Origin of the sequence: Gillisia sp. Hel_I_29, from assembly GCF_000744275.1 — a bacterium.
GTDB lineage: Bacteria > Bacteroidota > Bacteroidia > Flavobacteriales > Flavobacteriaceae > Gillisia.
The window spans coordinates 681,061-705,193 of sequence record NZ_JQLP01000001.1; the positions used below are offsets into that span (position 1 = coordinate 681,061).

At 33.9% G+C, this 24,133-nt stretch carries 13 protein-coding genes; 7 read left to right on the top strand and 6 right to left on the bottom strand.

All coding sequences use genetic code 11. From position 1 onward, the window contains the following. The first annotated feature begins 51 nt into the window (after positions 1-51). Positions 52-6,495: an MG2 domain-containing protein gene (locus tag P163_RS17715; protein WP_051931057.1), complete on the top strand. Its 6,444-nt coding sequence runs from the start codon at positions 52-54 to the stop codon at positions 6,493-6,495. Positions 6,496-6,570: 75 nt separating this feature from the next. Here P163_RS17715 and P163_RS03115 read toward each other — a convergent pair whose 3' ends face one another. Beyond that, positions 6,571-7,395: a mechanosensitive ion channel family protein gene (locus tag P163_RS03115; RefSeq protein WP_034887502.1), complete on the bottom strand. Its 825-nt coding sequence runs from the start codon at positions 7,393-7,395 to the stop codon at positions 6,571-6,573. Positions 7,396-7,636: 241 nt separating this feature from the next. On the opposite strand from P163_RS03115, the gene P163_RS17720 reads away from it, so the two are divergent. After that, the gene (locus P163_RS17720; RefSeq protein WP_051931059.1) at positions 7,637-8,767 is read left to right on the top strand and encodes a hypothetical protein; all 1,131 of its coding nucleotides are present in this window, start codon (positions 7,637-7,639) and stop codon (positions 8,765-8,767) included. 123 nt (positions 8,768-8,890) lie between these two features. Here P163_RS17720 and P163_RS03125 read toward each other — a convergent pair whose 3' ends face one another. Beyond that, on the bottom strand, positions 8,891-11,017 hold the full coding sequence (locus P163_RS03125) for a catalase (RefSeq protein WP_034887503.1): 2,127 nt from the start codon (positions 11,015-11,017) through the stop codon (positions 8,891-8,893). Between the two features lie 519 nt (positions 11,018-11,536). Here P163_RS03125 and yidD point away from each other — a divergent pair. Continuing rightward, entirely contained in the window at positions 11,537-11,830 is a 294-nt protein-coding gene (yidD, locus tag P163_RS03130) for a membrane protein insertion efficiency factor YidD (RefSeq protein WP_034887505.1), read from the top strand. Positions 11,831-11,914: 84 nt separating this feature from the next. Here the strand turns inward: yidD and P163_RS03135 are convergent, their stop codons facing one another. After that, positions 11,915-13,075, bottom strand: a complete 1,161-nt coding sequence (locus tag P163_RS03135; RefSeq protein WP_034887506.1) for a response regulator — start codon at positions 13,073-13,075, stop codon at positions 11,915-11,917. 166 nt (positions 13,076-13,241) lie between these two features. Between P163_RS03135 and P163_RS03140 the strand changes: the two genes are divergently transcribed. From P163_RS03140 to P163_RS03150, 3 genes are read left to right on the top strand one after another with little or no spacing between them, the layout of a single operon-like run. After that, positions 13,242-16,340 carry a membrane protein gene (locus P163_RS03140; protein ID WP_034887508.1) on the top strand — a complete coding sequence of 1,033 codons (3,099 nt, stop codon included), beginning with the start codon at positions 13,242-13,244 and terminating at the stop codon, positions 16,338-16,340. Beyond that, a complete protein-coding gene (locus P163_RS03145; RefSeq protein WP_051931061.1) occupies positions 16,337-17,539 on the top strand; it encodes a hypothetical protein in 1,203 nt (400 codons plus the stop codon). The genes P163_RS03140 and P163_RS03145 overlap by 4 nt, the downstream gene beginning before the upstream one ends. Positions 17,540-17,598: 59 nt before the next feature. Beyond that, positions 17,599-19,089, top strand: coding sequence for a cellulase family glycosylhydrolase (locus P163_RS03150; protein WP_316930052.1), 1,491 nt, complete (start codon positions 17,599-17,601; stop codon positions 19,087-19,089). Here the strand turns inward: P163_RS03150 and P163_RS03155 are convergent. From P163_RS03155 to P163_RS03165, 3 genes are all read right to left on the bottom strand, one after another. After that, positions 19,070-20,266, bottom strand: coding sequence for a glycosyltransferase (locus P163_RS03155; RefSeq protein ID WP_034887512.1), 1,197 nt, complete (start codon positions 20,264-20,266; stop codon positions 19,070-19,072). The genes P163_RS03150 and P163_RS03155 overlap by 20 nt on opposite strands. Before the next feature lie 88 nt (positions 20,267-20,354). Further along, the gene (locus tag P163_RS03160; RefSeq protein WP_034887514.1) at positions 20,355-21,605 is read right to left on the bottom strand and encodes an oligosaccharide flippase family protein; all 1,251 of its coding nucleotides are present in this window, start codon (positions 21,603-21,605) and stop codon (positions 20,355-20,357) included. Between the two features lie 14 nt (positions 21,606-21,619). Then, positions 21,620-21,931 (bottom strand): STAS domain-containing protein, encoded by a 312-nt coding sequence (locus tag P163_RS03165; RefSeq protein WP_091262875.1) that lies wholly within the window; start codon positions 21,929-21,931, stop codon positions 21,620-21,622. 146 nt (positions 21,932-22,077) lie between these two features. Here P163_RS03165 and P163_RS03170 point away from each other — a divergent pair, with 146 nt between their 5' ends. After that, positions 22,078-24,132 (top strand): tetratricopeptide repeat protein, encoded by a 2,055-nt coding sequence (locus P163_RS03170; protein ID WP_034887518.1) that lies wholly within the window; start codon positions 22,078-22,080, stop codon positions 24,130-24,132. Position 24,133: the final 1 nt, after the last annotated feature.

Sequence of the window (24,133 nt, forward strand, 5' to 3'; positions counted from 1 at the left end):
TCATTATATTACCAACTCTATACGTTCGAATTTTACTTTTAATTTATACCCATGAAAAATTTTCTTCTAGGAATAATATTTCTATTTACCTACACTGCATTTTCTCAAGTTAGTAATTACCAAAAAGAATGGCAGGAAATTGATGATCTTGAAATAGAAGGAAAAGTCTCTACAGCAAATGAGCGTACCAAAACTTTAATTGAAAATACATTTCAAAAAGGAGACCTAATAGATTATATCAAAGCGAAGGTATATCATTACAGGCTTTACCAGATCAATCATGAAAATTCTGAGCAGTACATTTTAGACGATTTAAATGTTGCTATAAATAAGATCCCTTCTCCTTATAAAAATATTCTAAGAAATTATAAAGCAATATATCTCTCAAAATTTTATAAGCTTAACCGTTGGAAGTTTAAAGATAGGAGCCAGGTATTAGATACAACCCAAAGAAACCTTGCTACTTGGTCTCTGCCGATTCTTTTGGATAGTATTAAAATCACATTCAATAAATCTCTGGAAAATCAAGAGCTTCTATTTAACACTTCCAATGCTGATATTTCTGAGATTCTATCCAGAGATTCCTTCAACGCAAGGTATAAGCCAAGCCTATACGATGTTCTTTCTACCAATGTTTTAGATTTCTTTGAAGATTCAACTTTTTTTATAACTGAATTCGGGGACGAAAAATTCAGCTTTTCTGAAGATCAATTATTTTCTGTTACTCCAAAATTTTATGAACTAGTAATTAATGATGTAAGTTCTTCTGCTTTGGAAAGAATAAAGATATATCAGCAACTAGAAAAAAATCACGCTGAGAGAAATGAGGTAAAGTCACTTATCTTTTGGAAGTTAGAGCGTTTAAAATTCTCAAAAGAACTGTTAGCCACAGATGTCGCTAATAAACTATTTTTTGATGCATTAGAAGCACTATCAAAAGATCATACCAATAAAAGAGCTCAAGCTATGATCCTTTATGAAATGGCTAATTATTATTATGAACAAGCTGAAGAAAGAGGAACTGATGAGAAACTCAAAAACGCTGATTTTTTGAAAAAAGCCATTGCGTTATTGGATATAATAGCCTCAGAATATGCTACAACTCCCACCATTCAGAACGCAACTAAGTTAAGGGCTCATATTACTAAACCTTATTTTAAAACTGAAATTCAACAATTTTTACCCTCAGAACAATCTGGTCGAGCTTTAATTACCTACAAGAATATAGACACTTTATATTATAAGACATTTCCAGTAGTGTCTAATTTTTTTGAAGATATAAACTATAAGGATAGAGATAATTTTGTGAAAAAGGCTGCTTCAAAATTCAGCGATAGTTTACAGGTTATACTTCCAGAGCCGGATGATTACCGCACTCATACTACAGAGGTGATTCTTAAAGCAAAACCTTTGGGCAATTATATGGTGTTTTTTTATTCACCAGATGGCGCTCTTAACTATGGTATGTACCAAGTTACAGATCTTGCAGTTTCTAGTACTGTATTTAATTTAAATACTGTTTTTAATGTTTCTAATAGAAAAACAGGTAAAGCACTAAAAAATGTTCAGTTAAATATTAATTCTGATAATGGGGATAATGAAATTAAAAAATTCACAGATTCTAATGGCGAAGTAACAGTTGCCAATGTTAGCTCTTATTATGATAGGAGCAGAAACTACTACATCAAAGGAAAAGATACTCTGATAAGTTATTTGAATAGAGCTACGATTAACAATGACAAAGAATCTACAGAACCAATAAACGCTAAGACCATCTTCTTTCTAGATAGAGCAATTTATAGGCCGGGGCAGAAAGTATATTTTAAAGGGGTGCTGCTACAAAACAAGGACAATATAACCTCTGTGGTTACTAATGAATTTATAGAAATTTATGTAGATGATCCAAATAGAAATGAGATCCTAGAACTAAGATTTAAAACCAATGAGTTTGGATCTTTTACAGGAAGTTTTGATCTGCCAAAATCTGGTATTACTGGAGAATTTAAGATCTATGCAGAAGAAGATACAGCGTCTAATACTGAATTTTGGAATGAGATTTATAAAAAAGGCAATTTTCAATATTCATCTAAATTCTTTAGTGTAGAAGAATATAAAAGGCCAACGTTTGAAGTAGCTTTTGATACTATTAATAAAAGTTTTAAACTTCAAGATAGTGTTAAAATGTCTGGTAGTGCAAAGTCTTACATGGGTGCTGCTATAACCAATGCTATGGTTAAATATGAAGTTACAAGAGAGGAAATGATTGCGTCTTGGTGGAGATATTCCTACTCCAATCCTGTAATTATTAAAACAGATTCTGTTCTAACACGGGATACCGGAGATTTTGAAATTAATTTTATTGCTGAAGCAAAAAAGGAAGGAGTTACCAACCCCTTTCAGATATATAGATATTCAGTCAAGGCAAATGTTACAGATATAACTGGAGAAACCAGAACCGCTACAAAAACGGTTAAAATTGGTAATAAGAGTCTAATTTTGAGTTTAGATGTTCAGAAATCCCTTGATTTAGGAGATACCCTTCAAATGTCTTTTTCATCTAAAAATCTTAATGATTCAAAGGTGCCGGTATCTGGAGAACTAAGGATCTACCAATTAGAAACGCCAGAAAAAAATTATAAAGCGAGGTGGTGGGAAGCTCCGGAATTTAATTTAATTACAGAAGAGGAGTTTAGCACACATTTTCCAAATGAACCTTACTTAAACAAGTTGCCTCCAGAGCAATGGCCAAAAACTAGCATGGTTTATCAATCTAGTTTTGAGTCTGATGGAGAATTTGAAGATAAGCTTCAAATAGCTAAAGGTTGGAAAGAAGGTAGTTATCTTATTGAAGTAGATGCCAAGAGCTTAAATAGCGAAGGGGTTTCTAAAGCCATTTTTAATATTAACAATCCAGAGAGCAACTATTTGAATAATGGCCAGATTCTCGAGGTGACTGTTGTCAATAGAGAAAATATAAAAACTGATGGTTATGCGGAAATCAAAATTAAGACACCTTATAAAGATCTTCATTTAAAGGTAGATGCTTACAGCAATAAAAATGCTGTTATAAGAAAAGATTTAATTATGGTTGATGGCACAAAAACCATAAAGATACCTGTTAAGAACTTAGAAGAAGCAGCGTTTAAATTGGTGGTAAGTGGAATTCGTGACAATAGAGTAATTGAATTTCAAGAAATAATAAATTTAAAAGCTGACGAAAAGGCTCTTTTAATAGAGGCTAATACCTTTAGAAATAAAATTCAACCCGGGATAGAAGAAAAATGGAGCTTTACTATAAAAGATAGTGATAATAAGATTCCAGATGCAGAGGTGCTGGCATCTATGTATGATGCTTCTTTAGATCTTTTTAAATCTAGTAGGTGGAATACCACCACAGATCTAGAGTCTGATTATGGCAATTATCCATATTTCAGGTCTTCGTATATGGTTAATACCATGAACCTTTACGCAAACCATAATCCTTCTTGGGGGTATAGACCAACGGAGCTTTATTTTAATCAGCTAAGAACATTCGGATTTAGCTTTGGAAATAAAAATAATTGGTTTTACAAGAACTATTTACAAGCTAAAAAAGCTGAAAGTCCCTTAGTTCTAAAGGGTAACGTGAGAGGGAAAATAATTGATGAAAAAGGACTGGTATTACCCGGAGTTAATGTTTTAATTAAAAATAGTACCACTGGAACTCAGAGTAATCTTCAAGGAGAGTTCGCATTAGACGCGAAGGTTGGAGACGTTCTTGTATTTTCATTTATAGGAATGAAATCGGAGGAATATATTGTCATGAACGAATCTGAATTTGTTTTGGTTCTACAGAATGATAATACTCAATTGAACGAGGTAGTTCCAGCTCCACAAGCAGAGACATCAGCAGGAGGTTCAGAATTGAATGCAGAGATGATGCTACAAGGCAAAGTTGCGGGAGTAGAGGTATTAAATGAAGTTATATCTATACGGGGGAGTTCTACTTTAAATAATGCTAAAACTCCGCTATTTGTAGTAGATGGTAAGCTAGTTACCACGTACGATCTTGATTCTAAAGATATAATTAATGTGGAGGTTTTAACTGGAATGGAGGCAATTAGCCAATATGGTACAAGTGCATCTAGTGGGGTAGTTATAATTACTACCAAAGCTGGAGTAGCAGACCTTCAAAAAGTAGAAGCAAGAAAAGATCTGGATGAAACAGCCTTTTTCCTGCCTCAGTTAAAATTGAGTGAAAAGGGTATGCTCGAATTTAGTTTTACAAGTCCTGAAGCTCTTACTCGCTGGAAATTGAGATTATTAGCGCATACAAAAAACTGGAATGTTGGAAGCTTACAAAAAACAATAATTACTCAGAAAGAATTGAGCGTTGTACCTAATGCGCCTCGCTTTTTAAGAGAAGGAGATACCATCATTTTTAAGGCGAAAATCAGTAACCTTTCTAAAGGAACCTTAACAGGAAATGCTATTTTAAAATTATTTGATGCGGTTACTATGCAGCCTATAGATAATGCGATGAATAATTCTGAGAGTCTCAGAGCTTTTAAAATGAATTCTTCAAAAAGCGAAGTGATTTCATGGAAATTGGTGGTGCCAGATACAGTTGGTGCTGTAACCTATAGAATTTTGGCAAAAGCCGGAAATTTTACGGATGGAGAAGAAAATCTGCTGCCAGTTCTAAAAAATAGAATGCTGGTAAAAGAAAGTATTCCATTTTTTGTTCGGGCAGGAAAAACGGAAGAGTACGTTTTTAAAAATCTAAAAGAGCAGCACTCATCAACATTAAGAAATCATAAATTCACTATCGAATACTCTTCCAATCCTGCGTGGTATGCTATACAAAGTTTACCTTATTTAATGAATAATGAACATGAAAGTTCTGAACAGATCTTTGCCAAGATCTTTGCAAATTCTGTTGGAAATCATATCCTCAATTCTCAACCTAAAATTGCGGCTGTATTTAATGAATGGAAAAAAGATAGTTCTTTAGTAAGCAATCTGGAAAAGAATGAAGACCTAAGATCTATACTCTTGCAAGAAACCCCTTGGGTTATAGATGCAGAATCTGAAACTGCCAGAAAGAAGAGAGTTGCAGAATTATTTGATACCCAAAAGATAAATCTAGAATTAGAATCTGCTCTTGCCAAACTTGTACAATTGCAAAATCCTTCTGGAGCATTTCCTTGGTTTTATGGCGGAAGAGATAATTTTTATATAACTCGAATTATTTTAACAGGGTTTGGTAAACTTGAAAAGCTTGGAGTTGCTTTAGATTATAAAAGTTTTATAAACAATGCGATTGTATACTTAGATAAGGAGTTTTTAAGAATAGAAAAGTTAGATACTTATTATAGAAAAAAAGATGATTTCTATAAAAGTAATTATGCTTTGTCCTACTTGTACGCAAGAATTTATCATCTTAAAAAGCATCCATTACCTAAAAAACATCAAGAGTTAGTAAACAAAATTATCAAATTTCAAAAGGAGGAATGGTTACAAAAATCATTGCATGATAAAGGAACTTTATCATTAGTTTTAAATGCATTTGGAGAAGAAGAAGCAGCAAAAAAGATCCTTAAGTCTTTAAAGGAATCTGCAGTTCGTTCTCAGGATTATGGAATGTATTGGAAAGAAAATCAATCTTCTTGGTCTTACAGCAGAACATCAGTAGAAACACAAGCTATGCTTATAGAAGCTTTTAGTGATGTGCTAAATGATGAAGAGGCTGTAGAAGAAATGAAGATTTGGCTTTTGCAAAATAAGCGAACCACCCATTGGAATACATCAAAATCTACTACGGCAGCTTGTTATGCTCTTTTAATGAAAGGGAAAGATTGGCTAAGTATTTCAGATAATACTGTTATTAAAGTTGGGAATAAAATGATTAATCCCGAAAAATTAGAAGAAACTAATAAGGAAGCAGGTACCGGATATCTAAAAATAAATTGGAGCGCGAAGGAGGTATCTAAAGATCTTGGAGATATTCAAATTGAAAATAATACTACTACTGCCGGTTATGGCGGTGCCTATTGGCAATATTTTGAAGATCTGGATAAAATAAAGGATGATTCTGAAAGTCCGTTAAGCTTAGAGAAGGAACTTTATCTGAATCTACCAGATAATAAGTTAAGGAAAATAACATCTAATACTCCTATTAAAACTGGAGATCTGGTAACAGTAAGACTAGTTGTAAGAAGTGAAGCAGCTATGGATTTTGTGCATCTAAAAGATATGCGTGCAAGCGGATTTGAACCTACTGATGTGTTAAGCGAATATAAATATCAGGATGGTACAGGATATTTTCAAAGCACACGAGATGCTGCCACTCACTTTTTCTTTGACTCCTTAAAGAAAGGTGTTTACGTATTAGAATATACAGTTAGAGCTAATAATGCCGGAAAATTTTCTAATGGCATCACGCTTTTAGAGAGTATGTATGCTCCAGAATTTTCTGCTCATACTAAAGGGATTCGAGTAGAGATCAAAAATTAGTATTATAGTTTTAGAATACATTAAAAGCCTGTTTTTACAGGCTTTTAATGTATAATTATTTCTCTCAAATATATATTATGCAGGATCCTCTTTATAGATTTTATGTTTGGGAATTGGTATTATAATTCCTTCTCTATCTAATTCCTTTTTAACTGCTTCTAGTTGCTCCCAGTATGCCGGCCAAAATTCTATAGATTCTACCCAGCATCTAGCTTTTATTTTCATTTGATATTCACCAATCTCATTTAGCCAGACATCTACCGGTAAATGAGTTGCTAATTTTGGATGAGTGTTCATGCCATTAGTAACAACTCTTCGTATCTCATCCATATCTGTATCAAAAGAGAATTTTAGATCTAGGTCTATTCTTCTATATTTCTCCATAGTGCGGTTATCTACGTCGCTGTTAGACACATTCCCATTAGGCATTGTAATTATTCTGCCATCAAAAGTCTTTATTCGAGTGTATAGTATATCAATTTGTTCTACAAACCCCAGATTGTCGTTTACATTAATTAGGTCCCCGATCTTAAATGGTTTAAAGACCAAAATAAGCACCCCTCCTGCAAAGTTCGATAAACTTCCTTGTAAGGCTAATCCAATTGCAATCCCGGCGGCTCCAAAAACTGCAATAAAGGAAGTTGTTTTTATTCCTAAGATAGAACCAACTACAAAGAAAAGAAAGCCATAAAGTAGAAATACACTAAGACTTTCCAAAAAAGTTTTAAGCGAAAGTTCTACCCTAGATTTTCTAAGAGTTCCTTTTAATATTCTCATCAAGATCTTTATCAGGAATATTCCGAAAATAAGGATCACTAGAGCGTAAATAAGTTCTGGCCCAATTTCTAATAAAAATTCTAGTAACTGCGATTTTAGTTTTACCCAAAAGTTTTTATCCATGTTAAAATATTATTTAAATGGCTAATATACAGAAGCACAAAAGAAGTTGATATTTTATAGAGAGATTTGGCTGATGTAAGTGTCTAATAATGAGACGTGATTGCGTATTTGGTTTTTTAAAAAACAGTAATTAGGAAGCATTATTAAAATAAAATAGAGTAGCTTTAAGTGCTCAAATTCAGGAACTTATATTTTTTATTCTTAGCTAAAGGTCTTTAATAAGTCATTTTAATTATAGAGAATGAAAATTTCTAGTCAATTTTTCCTGATTTTAATACTTCTGTTTGGCTGTAAAGCTATAGAAACTAATGATGCTGTATTAGAGGAAGCCAAGAGCTTCAAGAATTTTAGAGGTTTTGAACCTGTAGATCCTACAGAATTTAATGATGATATCTTAATTGTTCAGGATGGATTAATTGCCAGTAAAGATCTTAAACTATTAAATGCTGAAGAAACTCTGGGTTTTTTAAACAATGAGACGGTTTTGGTCTCAATAGGGCTATTGACATCCGAAGGTAAGATAGCCTATATCCCTTTTGCTATATCCAAAAAGAACACCAGCTATAAGGTGACTATGGATTATATGAAATATGCAACGCTAGGCCAGCGAGATGAAAGAAACAATTTTATTGGTTATAAGCGGGTAGGGGTTGGATTACGACTTATTTCATTAATTACCACCGCAGAGGCAGGAATTAACATAAGTGACCTGTATTCGATTGGACTCGCTGCTAAAGCCGGGAAATTGAGCGGAACTTTAATGATTGAGGTAATTGGAATAAAATCTAAAGATGTTACTACATTATTGCCATTGCCATCAGAAATAAACCAAACCACCATCCAAAATGCAATGCAGGCTTTGGCAACCATAAAATCTAAAATTTATGATGCCGATACAAAATTATATCCGCAGGTAATGGCCATTAAAGTAGATATAGGTGCGCGTAATCAAAAGATAGCAACAGTGAGTGCTAACAATAATGCGCCCATTGTATCTGCAGGAATGAGCATGTCTTTAGATGATGATAAAGTTGAAGATTTAGATGATAATAGTATCAAACTTCAATTCCAGAACAATACTATTGGTACTGGCTCTAAAGAAATGAAGGCTGCAACATTAGAACGAAAAGCTTTATATTCTTTATTAGATAAAAATGTAGAAGGAGCACTTAGAAACTTGGAAGAATGTGAGCAAGTTTTACCGGGCTATCACAGTGTTTATGAGGTAATGATTCTTCTCAAAAAAAATCGTGTTGCGCTACTAGATAAAGAAGACTCATTATGGCAAGAAGTTTACAGACAATTGTTAAATAATTTCTCATGGAGAATACCGGAATCAATTAAAAAAAAGCTTAGAGATTCTACTAATTAAAATTCTTCTATATGGATTCTTTTGTCTCATCTTTATTTTAATAGATAGCATTTCAGTATGTGTTAATAAAAGATCCCGACATTATTATCGGGATCTCTATTGATTTAGTATTAAATGTAAGTATTAAGCTGGGATCATTTTAGCTTTATCTTCTCTATCCCAGTTTCTATGATCTGCAATAGCTTTAATGAAAGCTGAAGGTTTTTTATTGATAAATACAGCAGCATCTTCTTTAAAGTCTTTACCAAAAGTATCATCAAATAGGTCTTCTCCTTCTCCATCCATCGCTATAGCTTTACAATGTTTTAAAGTCTCATTGATGAATTTCTTTGCCTTGGCATTTTCTTTTAAAGCCTTAATGCTTTTTGAACCACCGGGAATATATATAGCATCAAAAGCAACACTTTCTGTAGTCATAAGTGCAGCATCTACCTTGTGTGTTTTGCTATCTGATCCTTTTACCGTTCCACCATGAGTAGCCACTATATTTACAACAGCATTTTCTTTTTCTAAGGCCTGTTTCATACTGGTAACATGATCTGCATTAAATCCATCACTTACTAAAAAAGCGATCTTTCTAGTAGCAATAGTATCTGTTTTAATATGCGTTTGGCTTAGAGCTTCAGATTTATCTAGATAATCCTTTCTTTTTTGAGGCTCATTTTTAGTGCCATCATCATCTGCTCCAATAGCTTGGTTTATTGGTTTTTCAACACTAGAAGGAACCTTTAATCCTAAATTATCTGCAACCTGTTTAGCAAGATCTTTATCTATCTTATCAATGAGGTATAACATACGCTCCTTAATATAGTCTTGGGTACATTTTCCAAGTTCAAAAGAGTAAGCGTCTACAATGTGATTTTGTTCCCAATCTTTTAAACTTCTATAGAAAATTCCCGGTTGTGAATAATGATCGCTAAAGCTCTCGCTTCTTGCTCTTACTTTATTAGCATCTATTCGCTCTTCATAACTTGTGAATCCACCTTCAGCCATTTTTGCTAAATGAGGACAACCACCGCTCATAGAATTTGGGAAGTAAGCGGTATTCCCTTTATTAACCGTCATTCTCATGTGCCCGTCTCTCTGGTTATTATGTACCGGATTAATAGGTCTGTTAATAGGGATTTCATGAAAGTTCGGACTTCCTAATCTAGAAAGCTGAGTATCTGTGTAAGAGAATAATCTTCCTTGTAGTAATGGATCATTACTAAAATCTATTCCTGGAACTATATGTCCTGGGTGAAAAGCGATCTGTTCTGTTTCGGCAAAGAAATTATCTGGATTTCTGTTAAGAGTCATTTTACCAATTCGCTGTACTGGTACCATCTCTTCAGGAATAAGCTTTGTAGGATCTAAAAGATCAAAATCAAACTTATGCTCATCTTCTTCAGGAACTATTTGAAGACCGAGTTCCCATTCTGGAAACTGACCAGAATCTATAGCATCCCATAGATCGCGACGATGAAAATCGCTATCTGCTCCATGAAGCTTAACCGCCTCATCCCAGGTTACAGATTTGACCCCTAATAATGGTTTCCAATGAAATTTTACGAAGTGAGATTTCCCTTCTTTATTTATCAATCTAAAAGTATGGATTCCGAAACCTTCCATCATTCGTAAACTTCTAGGAATGGCACGGTCGCTCATTGCCCAAATATGGTTATGAAGCGTCTCTGGCGTACGAGAAACAAAATCATAAAAAGTATCGTGAGCAGAAGCTGCCTGAGGAATTTCTCTATGTGGCTCTGGTTTAACAGCATGAATTAGATCTGGAAACTTCATAGCATCCTGAATAAAAAAGATAGGCATATTGTTTCCTACCAGATCAAAAATTCCTTCTTCAGTATAAAATTTTACAGCAAAACCTCTAACATCTCTGGCCATATCTGCAGATCCCTTAGATCCTGCCACGGTAGAAAATCTGGTAAACACAGGGGTTCTCCTATTAGTATCTGTAAAAATTCCGGCTTTGGTATATTTCTCCTGACTTTTATATAGTTCAAAATAACCATGAGCTCCGCTTCCTCTTGCATGCACAATGCGTTCTGGAATTCTTTCATGATCAAAATGAGTGATCTTTTCTCTTAAAATAAAGTCTTCTAATAGTGTTGCACCACGCTCACCGGCTTTCAAGGAATTATTGGTATCATTAACCTTAAGTCCTTGATTGGTAGTCATAGTTGTGCCCTTTGGATCTGAAACATTTTGCTGCATCTCCTCCTTCTTTGCATTATTTTTTTCTTCCTTCATTTCTGTGGTTTTTGCTTTCTTAAAATTAGAATTAACCTTCTAGTGTCGATTATAAAGGATTGTTAAACAATAGTCAAAGCTTTCTTAAATTATAGTGCAACAGATGGTGATAACGCATCTGAATATTTCTTAACAGCTTAATAATCTGAAAATTGTAGTTAAGGAGATTGAAAAAATCATATAAAAGAGATGTTGCCTATAAATGTCTATAATGTTAAAAAAGCGAGAAATGATCGAAGAATTTTTAAATCAACCATTTTTCGGCGTGAATTTTGAAAGATCCTCATCAGAATTAATAATAAGGCTTCAGTTACCCTACTTTCTGAATTTTAACTTAAACCATACTTCTTGTATGGATTGCCGTAAGGAAATTAAAAGTTATGATAGTATTTTCGGAAAGATATAGTACCCCATCAAATTTTATAATTGAGTGTCGGATTTCTGCTAATACCACATATTCTCTTATAGCTGGTAGCGAGTGGAAACGGCATTTAATTTATAATTTTTAATCTTCTGAAAATGAGATATCTTCTTCTTATTAGTATAGAAATTTTCTGGAAACTGGTACCCGAATCTAAGAGGCCTAAATGTTTGTATAAGACTACCTGTTCTCGTAAAATTTATACTGTTACTAAAGATCACGGTTTTATTGAAGGTCTAAAGATCGCGCTGTACAGGTTTAAAACCTGTAGACCTGGGTATTCTCTATTTGAAAACCCGGTAACAGGTAAGAAGCAAATGTTACTGGCAGATAATAGTATTTTGCCAGAAGAATTAATTGCAGAAAGGTATTTGAAGAAACAGTTTGAATAAATATAAAAGACTCCTCTAACCATGTTTAGAGAAGTCTTTTCAGAATTTAATCGGGTATTAATAGTTTTCTTTTATATAGTAAATTTAGGATGCTTTTTGGAATGTGTTTTTTCCTGTATAGTTCCAGTAGATATGTATCAATTGAAATCCAATTTTAGCAGAATCCTTCATAGAAAGTTTAGATCCATCTGCGTGTATCCATCTTTTTAATGGTTGCTCACATATAATATCTCTGGCTTTTTCTTTACCAAAATGATGCTTCATTCTCATAAATATTTCAACATCAAATAGCCACTTTGTAAGGAAAGGTTTATTAAAAGCAATCGGGATCAATTCTTTTCTCATGATCTTTGCTCCACATTGAGTATCTCTAAAAGACATTCCTAGAATGTTGCAAATAATAAGATTAATGGTCATACTAATTAGCTTTCTTGCACTTTCTTTAGTGATATTTGCTCCCATTCTACTTATTCTAGAACCATTTACAATTTGAAAATCTGTGGTAGAAATTGTCTTTACCAGATCATCAAAATCTGTAAGGTCTGTAGAAAGATCTGCATCTAAAAAGCCTAGATAATCTAGATCATCATATTGTGCCATATGCAAAAGCCCTTGTCTTACAGCCTCTGCTTTTCCTCCATTTTTCTCACAATCATAGATACTTATGTAGTGTTCTCTTCCGGCACGTAATTGCTCTAATACTTCTATGGTTTTGTCTGAACTTCCATCATTCACAAAACAAAAGTGATATCCAGAATTTCCTTCTATGAAATCTATAAATTCTTTAGATTTTAATCTCTTTTCTTCATTATAACAAGGTATAACCACACCTACACATCTATTTTGAAGAATAGAGTTGGTAGTAATAATTTTTTCGTTTTCTAAAGCAGGACCTACCAATCTTTTAACTCTAGCAGAGATCTCATCCAAGCTAAGAGGTTTTTTCATAAAATCATGAATGCCAAGCTCAAAAGCTTCTAAAAGGATCTTTTCATCGGTATTACCAGAAAGAACCATAATAGGAGTTTCGTCTTTAAGCCAATTTCTAATATATCTTATAATTTCAATTCCAGAAGTTCCAGGCATATTAATATCTAAGATTAAAAGATCCGGCTGAAAACTTTTATAAAGTTCTAAAGCACTTTCAGAATGAGTTGAGGTTTTTACCTCATATCCAAGATCTTTCAATCTCTTTTCTAGGGGCATTAAAACTAATTGCTGGTCATCTACGGCTAATATTTTCATGGCGATTAAGATTAAATTCTGATGTAAAAGTATATGGATATACCGATCATAAATTCTATATTAGATAAATGCGTAGGTTTGATTCGATGAATGGAACGTTCGATACGATGACTGAATTTGATGCCTTTTAAGCTTCACTTATCTTTATGTCAACTAATTACAATACATGCAAGGTCTAAAAGAAGCCACCAATAAATACTTAATTGCTGCCTTAATCATAGGAATAGTGTTTCATTCTTCCAGTATTTTCTTCACCTTAGAAAATACGTATGATGCACTTATACACCTATTTTTTGCAGAGCATTATTCTAACAATTGGTTTGAACCTTGGAACTATAAATGGTATACGGGGTTTACAGTAATGGGATATCCACCGCTGGTACATCAGGCCATTGCGCTGTTCTCCTATATTGGCGGACTTAAATTTGGGCTATTTACCACAGCTATAATAGCGGTGATCTTATTTATTACCGGGGTTTATAGATACTCTTTGCTTATTACCGCTAATAGAAAAGTAGCTGGTTATGCTGCTTTACTAGCAGTGTTTTCATCCTCTTTTGTAGAAACTTTGCATATTTTTGGACAGCTCCCAAGTATCATAGGCCTCTCTGTGCTTATGCATTCTTTGCCCGAGATCTATCTGTATATTAAAACAGGGAAGTGGAAGTATTTTCTAAGAGCCGTTTCTTTAATAGCGGTAACAGTAACATCGCATCATGTAACTCCAATTTTTGGAATGATATTTTTTATCTTTCCTTTAATAGGAATGGTGATCATGGATCATTCAAGAGAAATTGCAGGCTCATTTAAGGATGTAACTTTTAGGGTATTTCTAAATTCGTTTTTCAAACTTTTTAAAAGAATAGTAATCTTTGGCTTTAGCTCTCTATTCCTTATAGTTTTTTGTATTCTGCCGTACTGGATAAATTCAAAGAATAATCCAATTACACAAGTACCAATTCCGCATGGGAGTAGAGATAGTTTTATAGAGGTTACTTCTTCTGGTTTAGTGTTCTTTATTATTCCATGGGGAATCTTATTTTTTCTATTTCCATATATTATTTATCGCTATTTTTCTAAGAGATATATATTTTTTGGATTATCATTTCTGATGTTATTTATATTGGGAACCGGTGGAACCACTCCAATTCCCAAGCTACTACTAGGCGATACTGCCTTTAATATTTTAACCCTAGATAGGTTTACCCTTTGGGGCTCTATAATGGCGCTACCCATGTTTGGAGAATTTGCTTATAGGTTTTCTGAAGGTGATCTAAAACAAAGAATTCAGGATAGGTTTGGAGCGGTGTACCATAGATTAATAGGTGGATTTCTTGTAGCTGTGTTCTTATTTATAAGTGTTTTCACCCTAAGCATGAGCTATTTTAGGCCAATGCAGCCGCAGCAAATAAAATCGCTTCCTATTATTAACTTTCTAAATCAAGATCAGCACGATCATTGGAGATTTTTAACCCTTGGTTTTGGAGATCAAATGGCATGGCTCTCTGCTCAAACAAAAGCCCTAACGGTAGATGGAAATTATCATTCTGCACGTAGATTACCAGAACTTACCACAAGAGCTGTAGAACGCTTAGAGAATTCAAAGTTTAGAGGAGTAGAAGGTATAGGTTCATTACAGCAATTCTTAGCGGTACCAGAGAAATACAATTTAAAGTACATTTTCTCTAATGATAAGTTCTATGATCCAATTCTGTATTTTAGTGGGTGGCAAAGATTACAACAGCTGGAGAATGGGATCATGGTATGGGAGAAGCTTAATGTACCACCCCTATCCAAGGTTATTAGCATAGAAGATGTACCGCTCTTTTTAAAACTGATGTGGGGCATCATTCCAATTCTAACCGTTATAATTGCTTTTATCATAAATTTCCAACTTATTTGGTGGAATACTTTAAAAACGAAGATACCTGCAAAACCAGATTTTCTAAGATATGGAATTGAATATAAAAGGTTTAATCCACTAATTGTAAAGATCAATCATTTATGGGCTTACGGGCTAACACTGCTTATTTTGGCACTTTCTGCATGGGGTTATTTTGAAAATAGCACTCAAATTAGCCCAGAGAATGTAGTGGAAGCTTATTATGATGCCCTAGATTTTAAAGAATTTGAGAGAGCACATAGCTATTTAGATCCAAATTCAGATAAAAACCTTTCACAATATATGCTGGAAGTATCTGTAACCGATGGTATTTTGAGCTCTTATGCTAAATTGGATAGTATACATGTAGAAATTGAAAGTGTAAACGATTCTGTTGCGATCGCCAAAACAGCTACAAATTGGATCACAGCTTTAGAAATGATTAAAAAGGAGGATGTTCATTATCTTAAAAAAATTAAGAATAAGTGGTTTATAGAACCGGCAACAATAGATAATGATCTACCACCAGATCAGTTCTTTTCTGAGAATAACACAAAGTTCTATAATCATGGAAGAAGAAAGATCTCTACCCAGCAAACCTACCATGAAGATATATTAAAGCAGCCTGTACTAGAAGTGCTTTCTGCTAAATTGATTGAGTATAATGGTAGATATGCCATTATAGGAGAAATTCAGAATATAGATTTTATGCCGGCAGATGTTGTTATTAAAGGTACTTTATATGATGAAGCTAATAATGAACTGGCATCATATAATGCCAGACAAACCATGAATCATAAATTAATGCCGAAAGAGATCACTAGTTTTAGAGTAGATTTTGAAGGCATAGCTTGGCTGGAGAAGAATTCTGCTATTCCAGAAACTTTTGATCCTGCACAATTTACTCCCATTTTGTTAAAAGATAAGCCCGTAAAATTCAATTTACAGTGTGCAGGGAATGTGGCTATTACAGATCTTTATAAAAGTGTTTCCGTGAATTCTATGGAAGTGGAAGGGAAAAGACTTCAGGGTTCTTTATTTAATTTTGGGGTACAGGAAGTTACCATTCCGCAGGTATTATTCTCTTATTATAATGAGCAAAAGGATCTTATTTGGGTAGAACATCTATATCTGCAAAATGGAATACGGGTGCAAAGAAAGCAAAGTTTCTATAATGATTTCCCAAAGCTTAATGGTTTGAAGATCATTGATGATTCTATGAAGAATGTATTTGTTAACGGACTTCCAAATACTTCAATAGCCGGGAAAGTGATCCCAGACCGAAACGCAGAGCAACTCAATTTGAACTTGCAGCGTGTGGAGGCAGAAACGTTTAATTATATAAAGGTAGATTTGAATAATTATATTGGCAATCCAAGATGAGAAATATTCTTATTATAGCATTTCTAGTACTCTTCAGTAATTTTTCTGAAGAAGGTAGGGTTGTGGATTCAACAGGTAATCAACTAAAATTTAAAGCTTTATATGAAACAGGTGAAAAGATAAGAGTTGAATTTGACTCAACTAGCGTAAAGACATTTATGAATTTACAATATTCTTACGGGAGTACAATTATTACCCCTACAGAAGATGATCAAAAAAGTTACTTTCAAATTCCGTCTTTTATTTCAAACAAGGCTGGATTGGTTTCCTGGCAATTAATACGCGATGGAAAAATTCTTCAAAATGGTTCTTTTACCATTCAGCCAGAAGAGCAACCAATATTGATAGAGACCTATTTTGGACCTAGAAGTATACAAGCTGGAGATAGAGATTTTAGTATGCTGGTTGCTATTCCCACAGATAAATTTGATAATCCAACGCCAGATAATACCACGGTGGATATAGCCGAGTTCTTTTTAGGAGATCTTCAAAATACAACACAACTCACAGAGAATATGTTTAGTTGGATAAATATTTTCAGTAAACATACTTCAGCAAAAATTCTTGTGGGCGTAGAAAGTAATGATACTCAAACTAAAGAACTGGTAAGTTTTGTATATCCATCTACCGCAACAGATTTTAAAATTCTAGCACAGAGAGAACATAATTTTGCAGATGGTAATCAGATAGCCAGTATTAAAACTACTATTTTAAAAGATGAATTTGATAATATAGTGTCTGATGGAACCATGGTAAATTTTATAATTACTAATAATGCCGGCGCTATATTGGAATCTTCCGCCGGGAGTATAGATGGAATAGCTACCGTAAAAGTGTTGCACCCTAGCGCGGAAGATAGCTGGGAAATTCAGGCAAATGTAACCGGAATGGCTCAAAGTGATATTCTTCAACTTAATTTTAAAGCAGCATTAGAAGATTTCCCAATAGTAATTCTGGAGCATGAAAAAATACTAAAAGTTGGACCTATAAAAAGTTTTATGAATCAGATCATTCCGGATGGGGCTGAAGTAGTTTTAAAAATTGAAAACAGTAAAGGTGATGTGGTGGCTAGGATGATGAAGACTTCAGAAAACGGAATTGTTGAATTTGAACTGAACAATAAAGATCTTAGATCAGAAAAATATACTTTTAAGGTAATAACCTTGGGACTATCCAAATCTATTCAGGTAACATTTTAATGCGAGAAAAGATCAATAAAAATCTATATAGGGCTTTAATAATTCTTAGCTTCTTAGCTTTGAATGGGCTAATAATCTTTGGAATTAGCTCTGTGTTAGGTTTTTTAAATACGGGAGCAGAGAGATCTACCATGTTGCATGCCGAGATTAAAGGCACAAGAATGTATCTTCCTAAGATAATATGGGATACTACTAACGTGGAAGGTAGACCTATAGAAAAAGAGCGTTTACAAGAAATTGAGCGCGATTATCTTAATGCATGGTATGTAAAACAAGTTGCTCTTAGTACCAATAAAGATGATGGAATTGCAGATTACTATACAGATAGTGCTCGGGTAAACCTTTTTAAGAATCTCAAATTTAACAAAAAAGAAAAATTACATTTTAAATCAACTTCTGTAGAACACCATCCAAAATTAGAATTCTACAGTGCAGACGGTCAATTTATTATGTTCACAGATAAGAATGTGGTGGAATATAGGCACTCATTTTTAGATGAACAATCTATAGCAACGGTTACAGATACTGCTACCTATAAAGTCATAATGCTGCTGGAAGATGGATTTTGGCGAATTAGACATCAGGTAAGAATTGCTCCAGAAAAAGTGGAGGTGGTGAAAAAAGCGCAAATAAACTGGAAAGTTGAAAACAAACAATTGCTTTACAATGGAAATCCCTTTGATATAAAAGGTATTAATTATTACCCTCAGACAACCGCCTGGGATCTTTTTGGAGAAGATTTTGATTCTAATATTCTAGCTAGAGACTTTACCATCATCAAAAACGCAGGGTTAAATACATTGCGAATTTTTGTGCCTTATGATGATTTTGGGAAAGCAGATGTTAAAGAGGAGAAATTGAAAAAACTACTTATTTTAATGGATCTTGCAGAAAAATTAGACCTCAAGGTTGTGGTTTGTCTTTTTGATTTTTATGGAGATTATGATGTTCTAAATTGGACTCTTACGCATGAGCATGCGCGTCAAATTGTAACTGCGCTCAAAGATAAAAAAGCCCTTTTGGCTTATGATCTTAAGAATGAACCAGATCTGGATTTTGATAGCAGAGGCACTCAAAATGTTATAGACTGGTTATCTAATCTAAATAAGATCATTAAAAAAGAAGATCCTGCGCATTTGGTAACTGTTGGATGGTCTGATCCAACTAAAGCTGAAATTCTTCAAGAAGAACTAGACTTAATCTCATTTCATTATTATAGATCTCCAGAAGAATTTAAAGAAGCATATTCAAAACTTAAAATTGTTGTTAATAAGCCTATGATCTTAGGAGAATTTGGAAGATCTTCTTATTCTGGTATATGGAACCCTTTAGGATATAGTTTGGATGAACAGGCAGAATATTATAAAGCAATGCAAGCTTTCCTATCTAAAGAAAAGCTTGCATTCATGTCTTGGACATTGTATGATTTTAATGAGGTTCCATCTAATGTAGTAGGAGTTTTACCCTGGAGGAAAGCAAGGCAAAAACATTTTGGGTTTTTAGATGCTTCCGGTAAGGAAAAACCTGCTTTTAAGCATATTTCAAATTAGCTTTAGATACTATTATATTGTTAAACTCATCTACATACATCTGTGCTATAGTTTCCATTGGTAGGCTACAGGCAGCTTTATAATTGGTTTTACTAATTTCAATTCTATGCGCATCGCTTTCAATGATCTTTGCGATAGATATAGCTAAGGAATCTACATCTCCTGGTTCAAAAAATTCTCCAGTATATCCTTCATCTTCTACTAAAAGCGCTAGATCTCCCAGATTGGGCATTACTACCGCTTTCCCGTAACTTCCTGCCTGATGTAACACTCCAGAACTTCCTGTGGTAGAAGTGTAAGGAAAGGCAACTACGGTGCTTTCTCCAAAAATTACAGGTACATCTTCTTCTGCAACATAACCTGTAAACGTAATGCCTGGAACATGACTATATCTTTCTTCAACACTTTTTAAGTAGCCTGGAGTATTTGGGCTATCTGTTCCCGCTATTACGATCTCCAACTCTTCATTAGAAGTAAGTCGTAATTTTTCTACAGCTTCTATTAAAATTTCTACTTTCTTATAGGTTCCAAATTTCCCGAAAGTCATTATCTTTTTTGGGCCTTTTGGAAGCTCATAGTTTGGTTCTGCTGGAGTTTCAAAAGATCCATGAGGTAAAAGTGAAACATTCTTAGCATTATACTTCTCACTAAGAACTTCAACATATTTTGCAATGGTTACCGCAACAACGTCTGCTTTTAGAACTACTCTGGTAAGACTAGTGCCTATAAAATTAAAGATGCTTTTTAAGATACGATTATCTGTAAAACCTGCATTACTAAGATCTACCTGCTCTAGAATGTTGTGTAGTAAAGCTACAGTAGGAATTCCTTTTAACTTGCAAATAAATGGTAGAAATAATCCTAAAGCTGCCGGGATCTTCTTATCTCCAAATTTCATGAATTGTAGATTGAATAAAACAGCATCTGGTTTAGTCTCATTAATACTTTTATAGATATTGATAACATTTTTGTAGCTGTTAAACTTCCAGCTTTCTTTCACTGTGATCTTACAATGTGGCGCATCAAAATCTAGTTGTTTTGCTTCTGAAGTATGATCTGTTATCAGAATCAGTTCGTCTACTTCCGGATTGTTAGCAAAATGCTTTGCAAGGTGATATCCATACTCGTTTAAAGTTACTTTACTTGGCGGAAATGCGGTTACAAGGGCTAGTTTCATGGTGCTGTGTTTTAAAGATTATTATGTTTCTTGATGTAAATATCTAATCTTTACATCTGTATAAGAGATTTTTTCGGTAGATGGGGATTTACTTTCGGTGAAATATTCCTTTGTTCTGATAAAAGAAATAAGAGACTTGAATAAATAGTAGAGAGATCATGGCAATAATTTGTAGATCAACCACTTGAGCTAAGCTATTATGCCAAATACTAAGCATGCTCAGTTGAACTATCCCAAAGATCCCAGAAAGTAATACCGGAATATATTTATCTAGCGAAAGGAAATAGTATACAAATACATTGGCGATTGCAAAAAGAGAACTTGCTAAGGCATATTTCCATAACAATCCTGCAATCTCTAAATACGCTTCTCCAAACATCATACGAATGATCAATTCAGGAAAAAGCATGGTTGTAACTACCACTGCTAAAGCAAGAAATCCTATAATTGTTAAGTATTTAAAAAACAACTTGGTAGTATCTAATCCGGCTTTAGATCGTTTTACAACTTCTGGTAATAAAAGCATTACAAACATCCAGGCTACAAAGTATACCAGTCTACCAATAAGTGCCAAAGAAGCATAAAGTCCGGCTGTGTTTGCATCAAAATAATGTTTTACCAATAAGATGTCTCCATTGTTTATCAAGATCTGGGTAAGCTCGTAAAAGGCAGTTATAACCACAAACTTCTTTAGGTGAGATAATTCATCCACAGAGATCTTTGGCAGATTGGCAACATTAATTTTCTTGTAGGGCATTAAGCCAGGAATAAAGGAGATCAAAATTCCGAAGGAAATTAGATCGGCGCTGTTGAATGGAAGTATTAAAATAAGGCTTAAGGTTAGAAATAAGCGAGTAAGCATTTCAAATTGATAAGTAAGAGAAAGCTTTATAAAATCTTGTTCTCCTTGAAAAAAACCTCTATTCACACTCATTACAAAGTAAAGGGGAACACCCACACCAAAAATACTGAACATTAAAGACGAGCTTGTTTGAAACCAATTTTGGAGCTCTCCAGAAAACAGAATAATCAAAAGTCCTGTTATAGAACCTACGATAAATCCCCATTTTCTGGAAACCTTCAAGAATGACTCTCTTTTTGCTTCGTCAAAACTTCCGGTAAACTTTGCAACGGTAATTTGTAGAGTCATGGCTAAAAAAGACAAGATCAATAAAAATGTTACCAAAATGGCTGCATCTGCAAAGGCTTGTGGTCCAAGCAATCGCCCTAGTACCAAATTATATAGATAATTACCCACATTAACCAAAAGGGCACTTATCATAAAGATCTGTTCAGATTTAAGGTTGAAGCTAAAAGACTTAAGTTTTAAGGTGATCATGGTGGTAGATTTTATTATGCTGAATATTTTGATGCATTAAAAGTGGAAAGCGTTATGCCAGATCCAAATAAGGTAGTGTTGATCTTGGCATGTGGCGCACTTAGAAAGCTTATGTGTACCCCATTCTCTTTGGCATATTTGGATAATCTTTTTAACTTTAGGATACCCGTCATATCTATAGTGTCCAATTTTTCTAAGCTTATCTTTATGCGAGTATTCATTTTAAGAATGATCTTAAAATATTTGATTACTTGATTTGTATTATCAGATGTTAGTCTACCTGTCATTTCAAAAACTCCGTTGTTAACTCTTATAGATAGTGCCATAATTTGAGGTATTATATTAATACTGATGCTAATATCTTGGTAATTTCAATGTATATAGATTAACTTTCGATGATTGGTAGTTTGCTATAGGTGAATATGACAGATGTTTATTTAACTTGCTAGTGTCCAACAAACCAGCCTACATTATGATAGTTACCCAACGATTTTTAGTTATTCTAATGCTTTTCTTAGGTCTTGGAGCTTCTGCTCAAGAGATGCAAAAAGGTTTTGATCAATTAGAAAAAGGAGAATTTGCAAAAGCAGAAATGTTCTTTGCAGATATTCTTAAAGAGTACCCAGAGAATAAGACCGCTAAACTATGTTACGGGCGTGCTATTGGACTTAATGATCAACCGCAAGAGGCTATAGCTTTATTTGAAGAAATGTTGGTAACATATCCAAACGATCTGGAGATCCAACTTAATTATGCAGAAAGCCTACTTTGGAATAAAGATTATAAAAAGGCAAAATCCTATTACGCAAATTTAGTAGAAGAACATCCAGGTAATTTTGGTGCATTATTAGGCTATGCAAATACGTTAAGCAATTTAAAAGAGTATAAACCTGCTTTAAATTATATAGAGCTGGCTTTAAAGAAATCTCCCGGGAATCCAAGCGCTAAGATCTCTCAAAAATATATTAGACTTGGCTATGCAAATCAAGACTTGCAGGAAAGGAACTATGAGAGTGCTTTGAACTTTTTAGATGAAAACCTTACCGACTTCCCTTTAGACAAAGAAACCTTATTAAATAAGGCCAATCTTTATCTTATCACAAAAAATGGATCTGCAGCCAAGAGCGTTTACGAGGAGCTTGCTATAAATAAGAATGATAGTATTCTTGCTTTCAGCGGAATTTCTTTAGCGTATCATATAGATGAAGATGAAAAGCAAGCCTTGAATTATGCAGAAAAAGCTTTAGAACTCTCTAAAACCACTAACGATACTTTGCGAAAATTTGAAGCTGAAGAGCGCTATGTGCAGGCACTTATCTGGAATTCAAAATATAAGCGAGCTGAAGATTTTCTGGATAGAATGAAAACTAATTATAATGAGCCAAAAAAGATCTTAGCTCTTAAAGCCACCTTGGGGATGTATACCGGAAACTTTAAATCTAGTATCAATAATTACCAGCAGTTATTAGCATTAGACGCTACTTCTTTTGATGGAAATTTAGGGTTGGCAAACGCTCACTTTGCGAATGGTGCGGCTATAGAAGCCAAACAATATGCTAATACAACATTAGAGATCTACAAAAATCAATTAGATGCACAACAATTTTTAGTGAAATTAGATAAGTCTTTTACTCCAATGCTAGAAGAAAATTTGAGTTATTCTTATGATAATGGAAATAACAGAGCACTGGCAACCACCACATCGTTACGATTACCTTTAAGTACAAAATTGGAAGTTTCTGGAGTGTATTCTTATAGAAATACAAAAAACACCAAAGATCTACAGGAAGCCAATTCTAATTATTTCAGCCTTGCAGGAAAATATCAACTACAGCCAGGGTTTGTATTAAGAGCTAATGTTGGATTGGTAAAAGCAACTTCAGAATTTACAGATTTCACCAATCTGGTGGCAGAAGTTGCAGCACAATTAAAACCATTTTCTAGAAATGATCTGGAGATTGGATATAGAAGAGATCTTCAAGATTTTAATGCTGAATTGCTGAATAGAAAAATAGCAGGGAATCATTTCTTTTTAAATAACAACTATTCAACAACTTTTGGTTTAGGTTGGTATTTGCAGTATCTATATACACAACAGAGCGACGATAATACTAGAAATTTACTATTTACCTCTTTGTATTATAATATTTTGAAGAAGCCATTCTTAAAAGGAGGACTTAATTATCAATACATCACCTTTAAAGACCAAGTTCCGGCTATTTATTTTAGTCCGGAGAAATTTCATGCTGCAGAGGTCTTCTTAAGTCTTACACAGAATAATCAGAATAGTAAACTTCTATATGATCTAACCGCAGCCACCGGATATCAATTTATAGAAGATCAAGAAAAACAAGGAACCTATAGACTTCAGGGAAAATTTGGCTATCAAATTTCAGATAGATTTGTAGCAGGTATCTATGGAAATCACAGTAATATAGCTTCTGCTACTGCTGCAGGATTTACGTATACCGAATTGGGGCTAAACTTAAAATGGTTTGTAAGCAAGAAGCCTATTTTTAAATATTAAA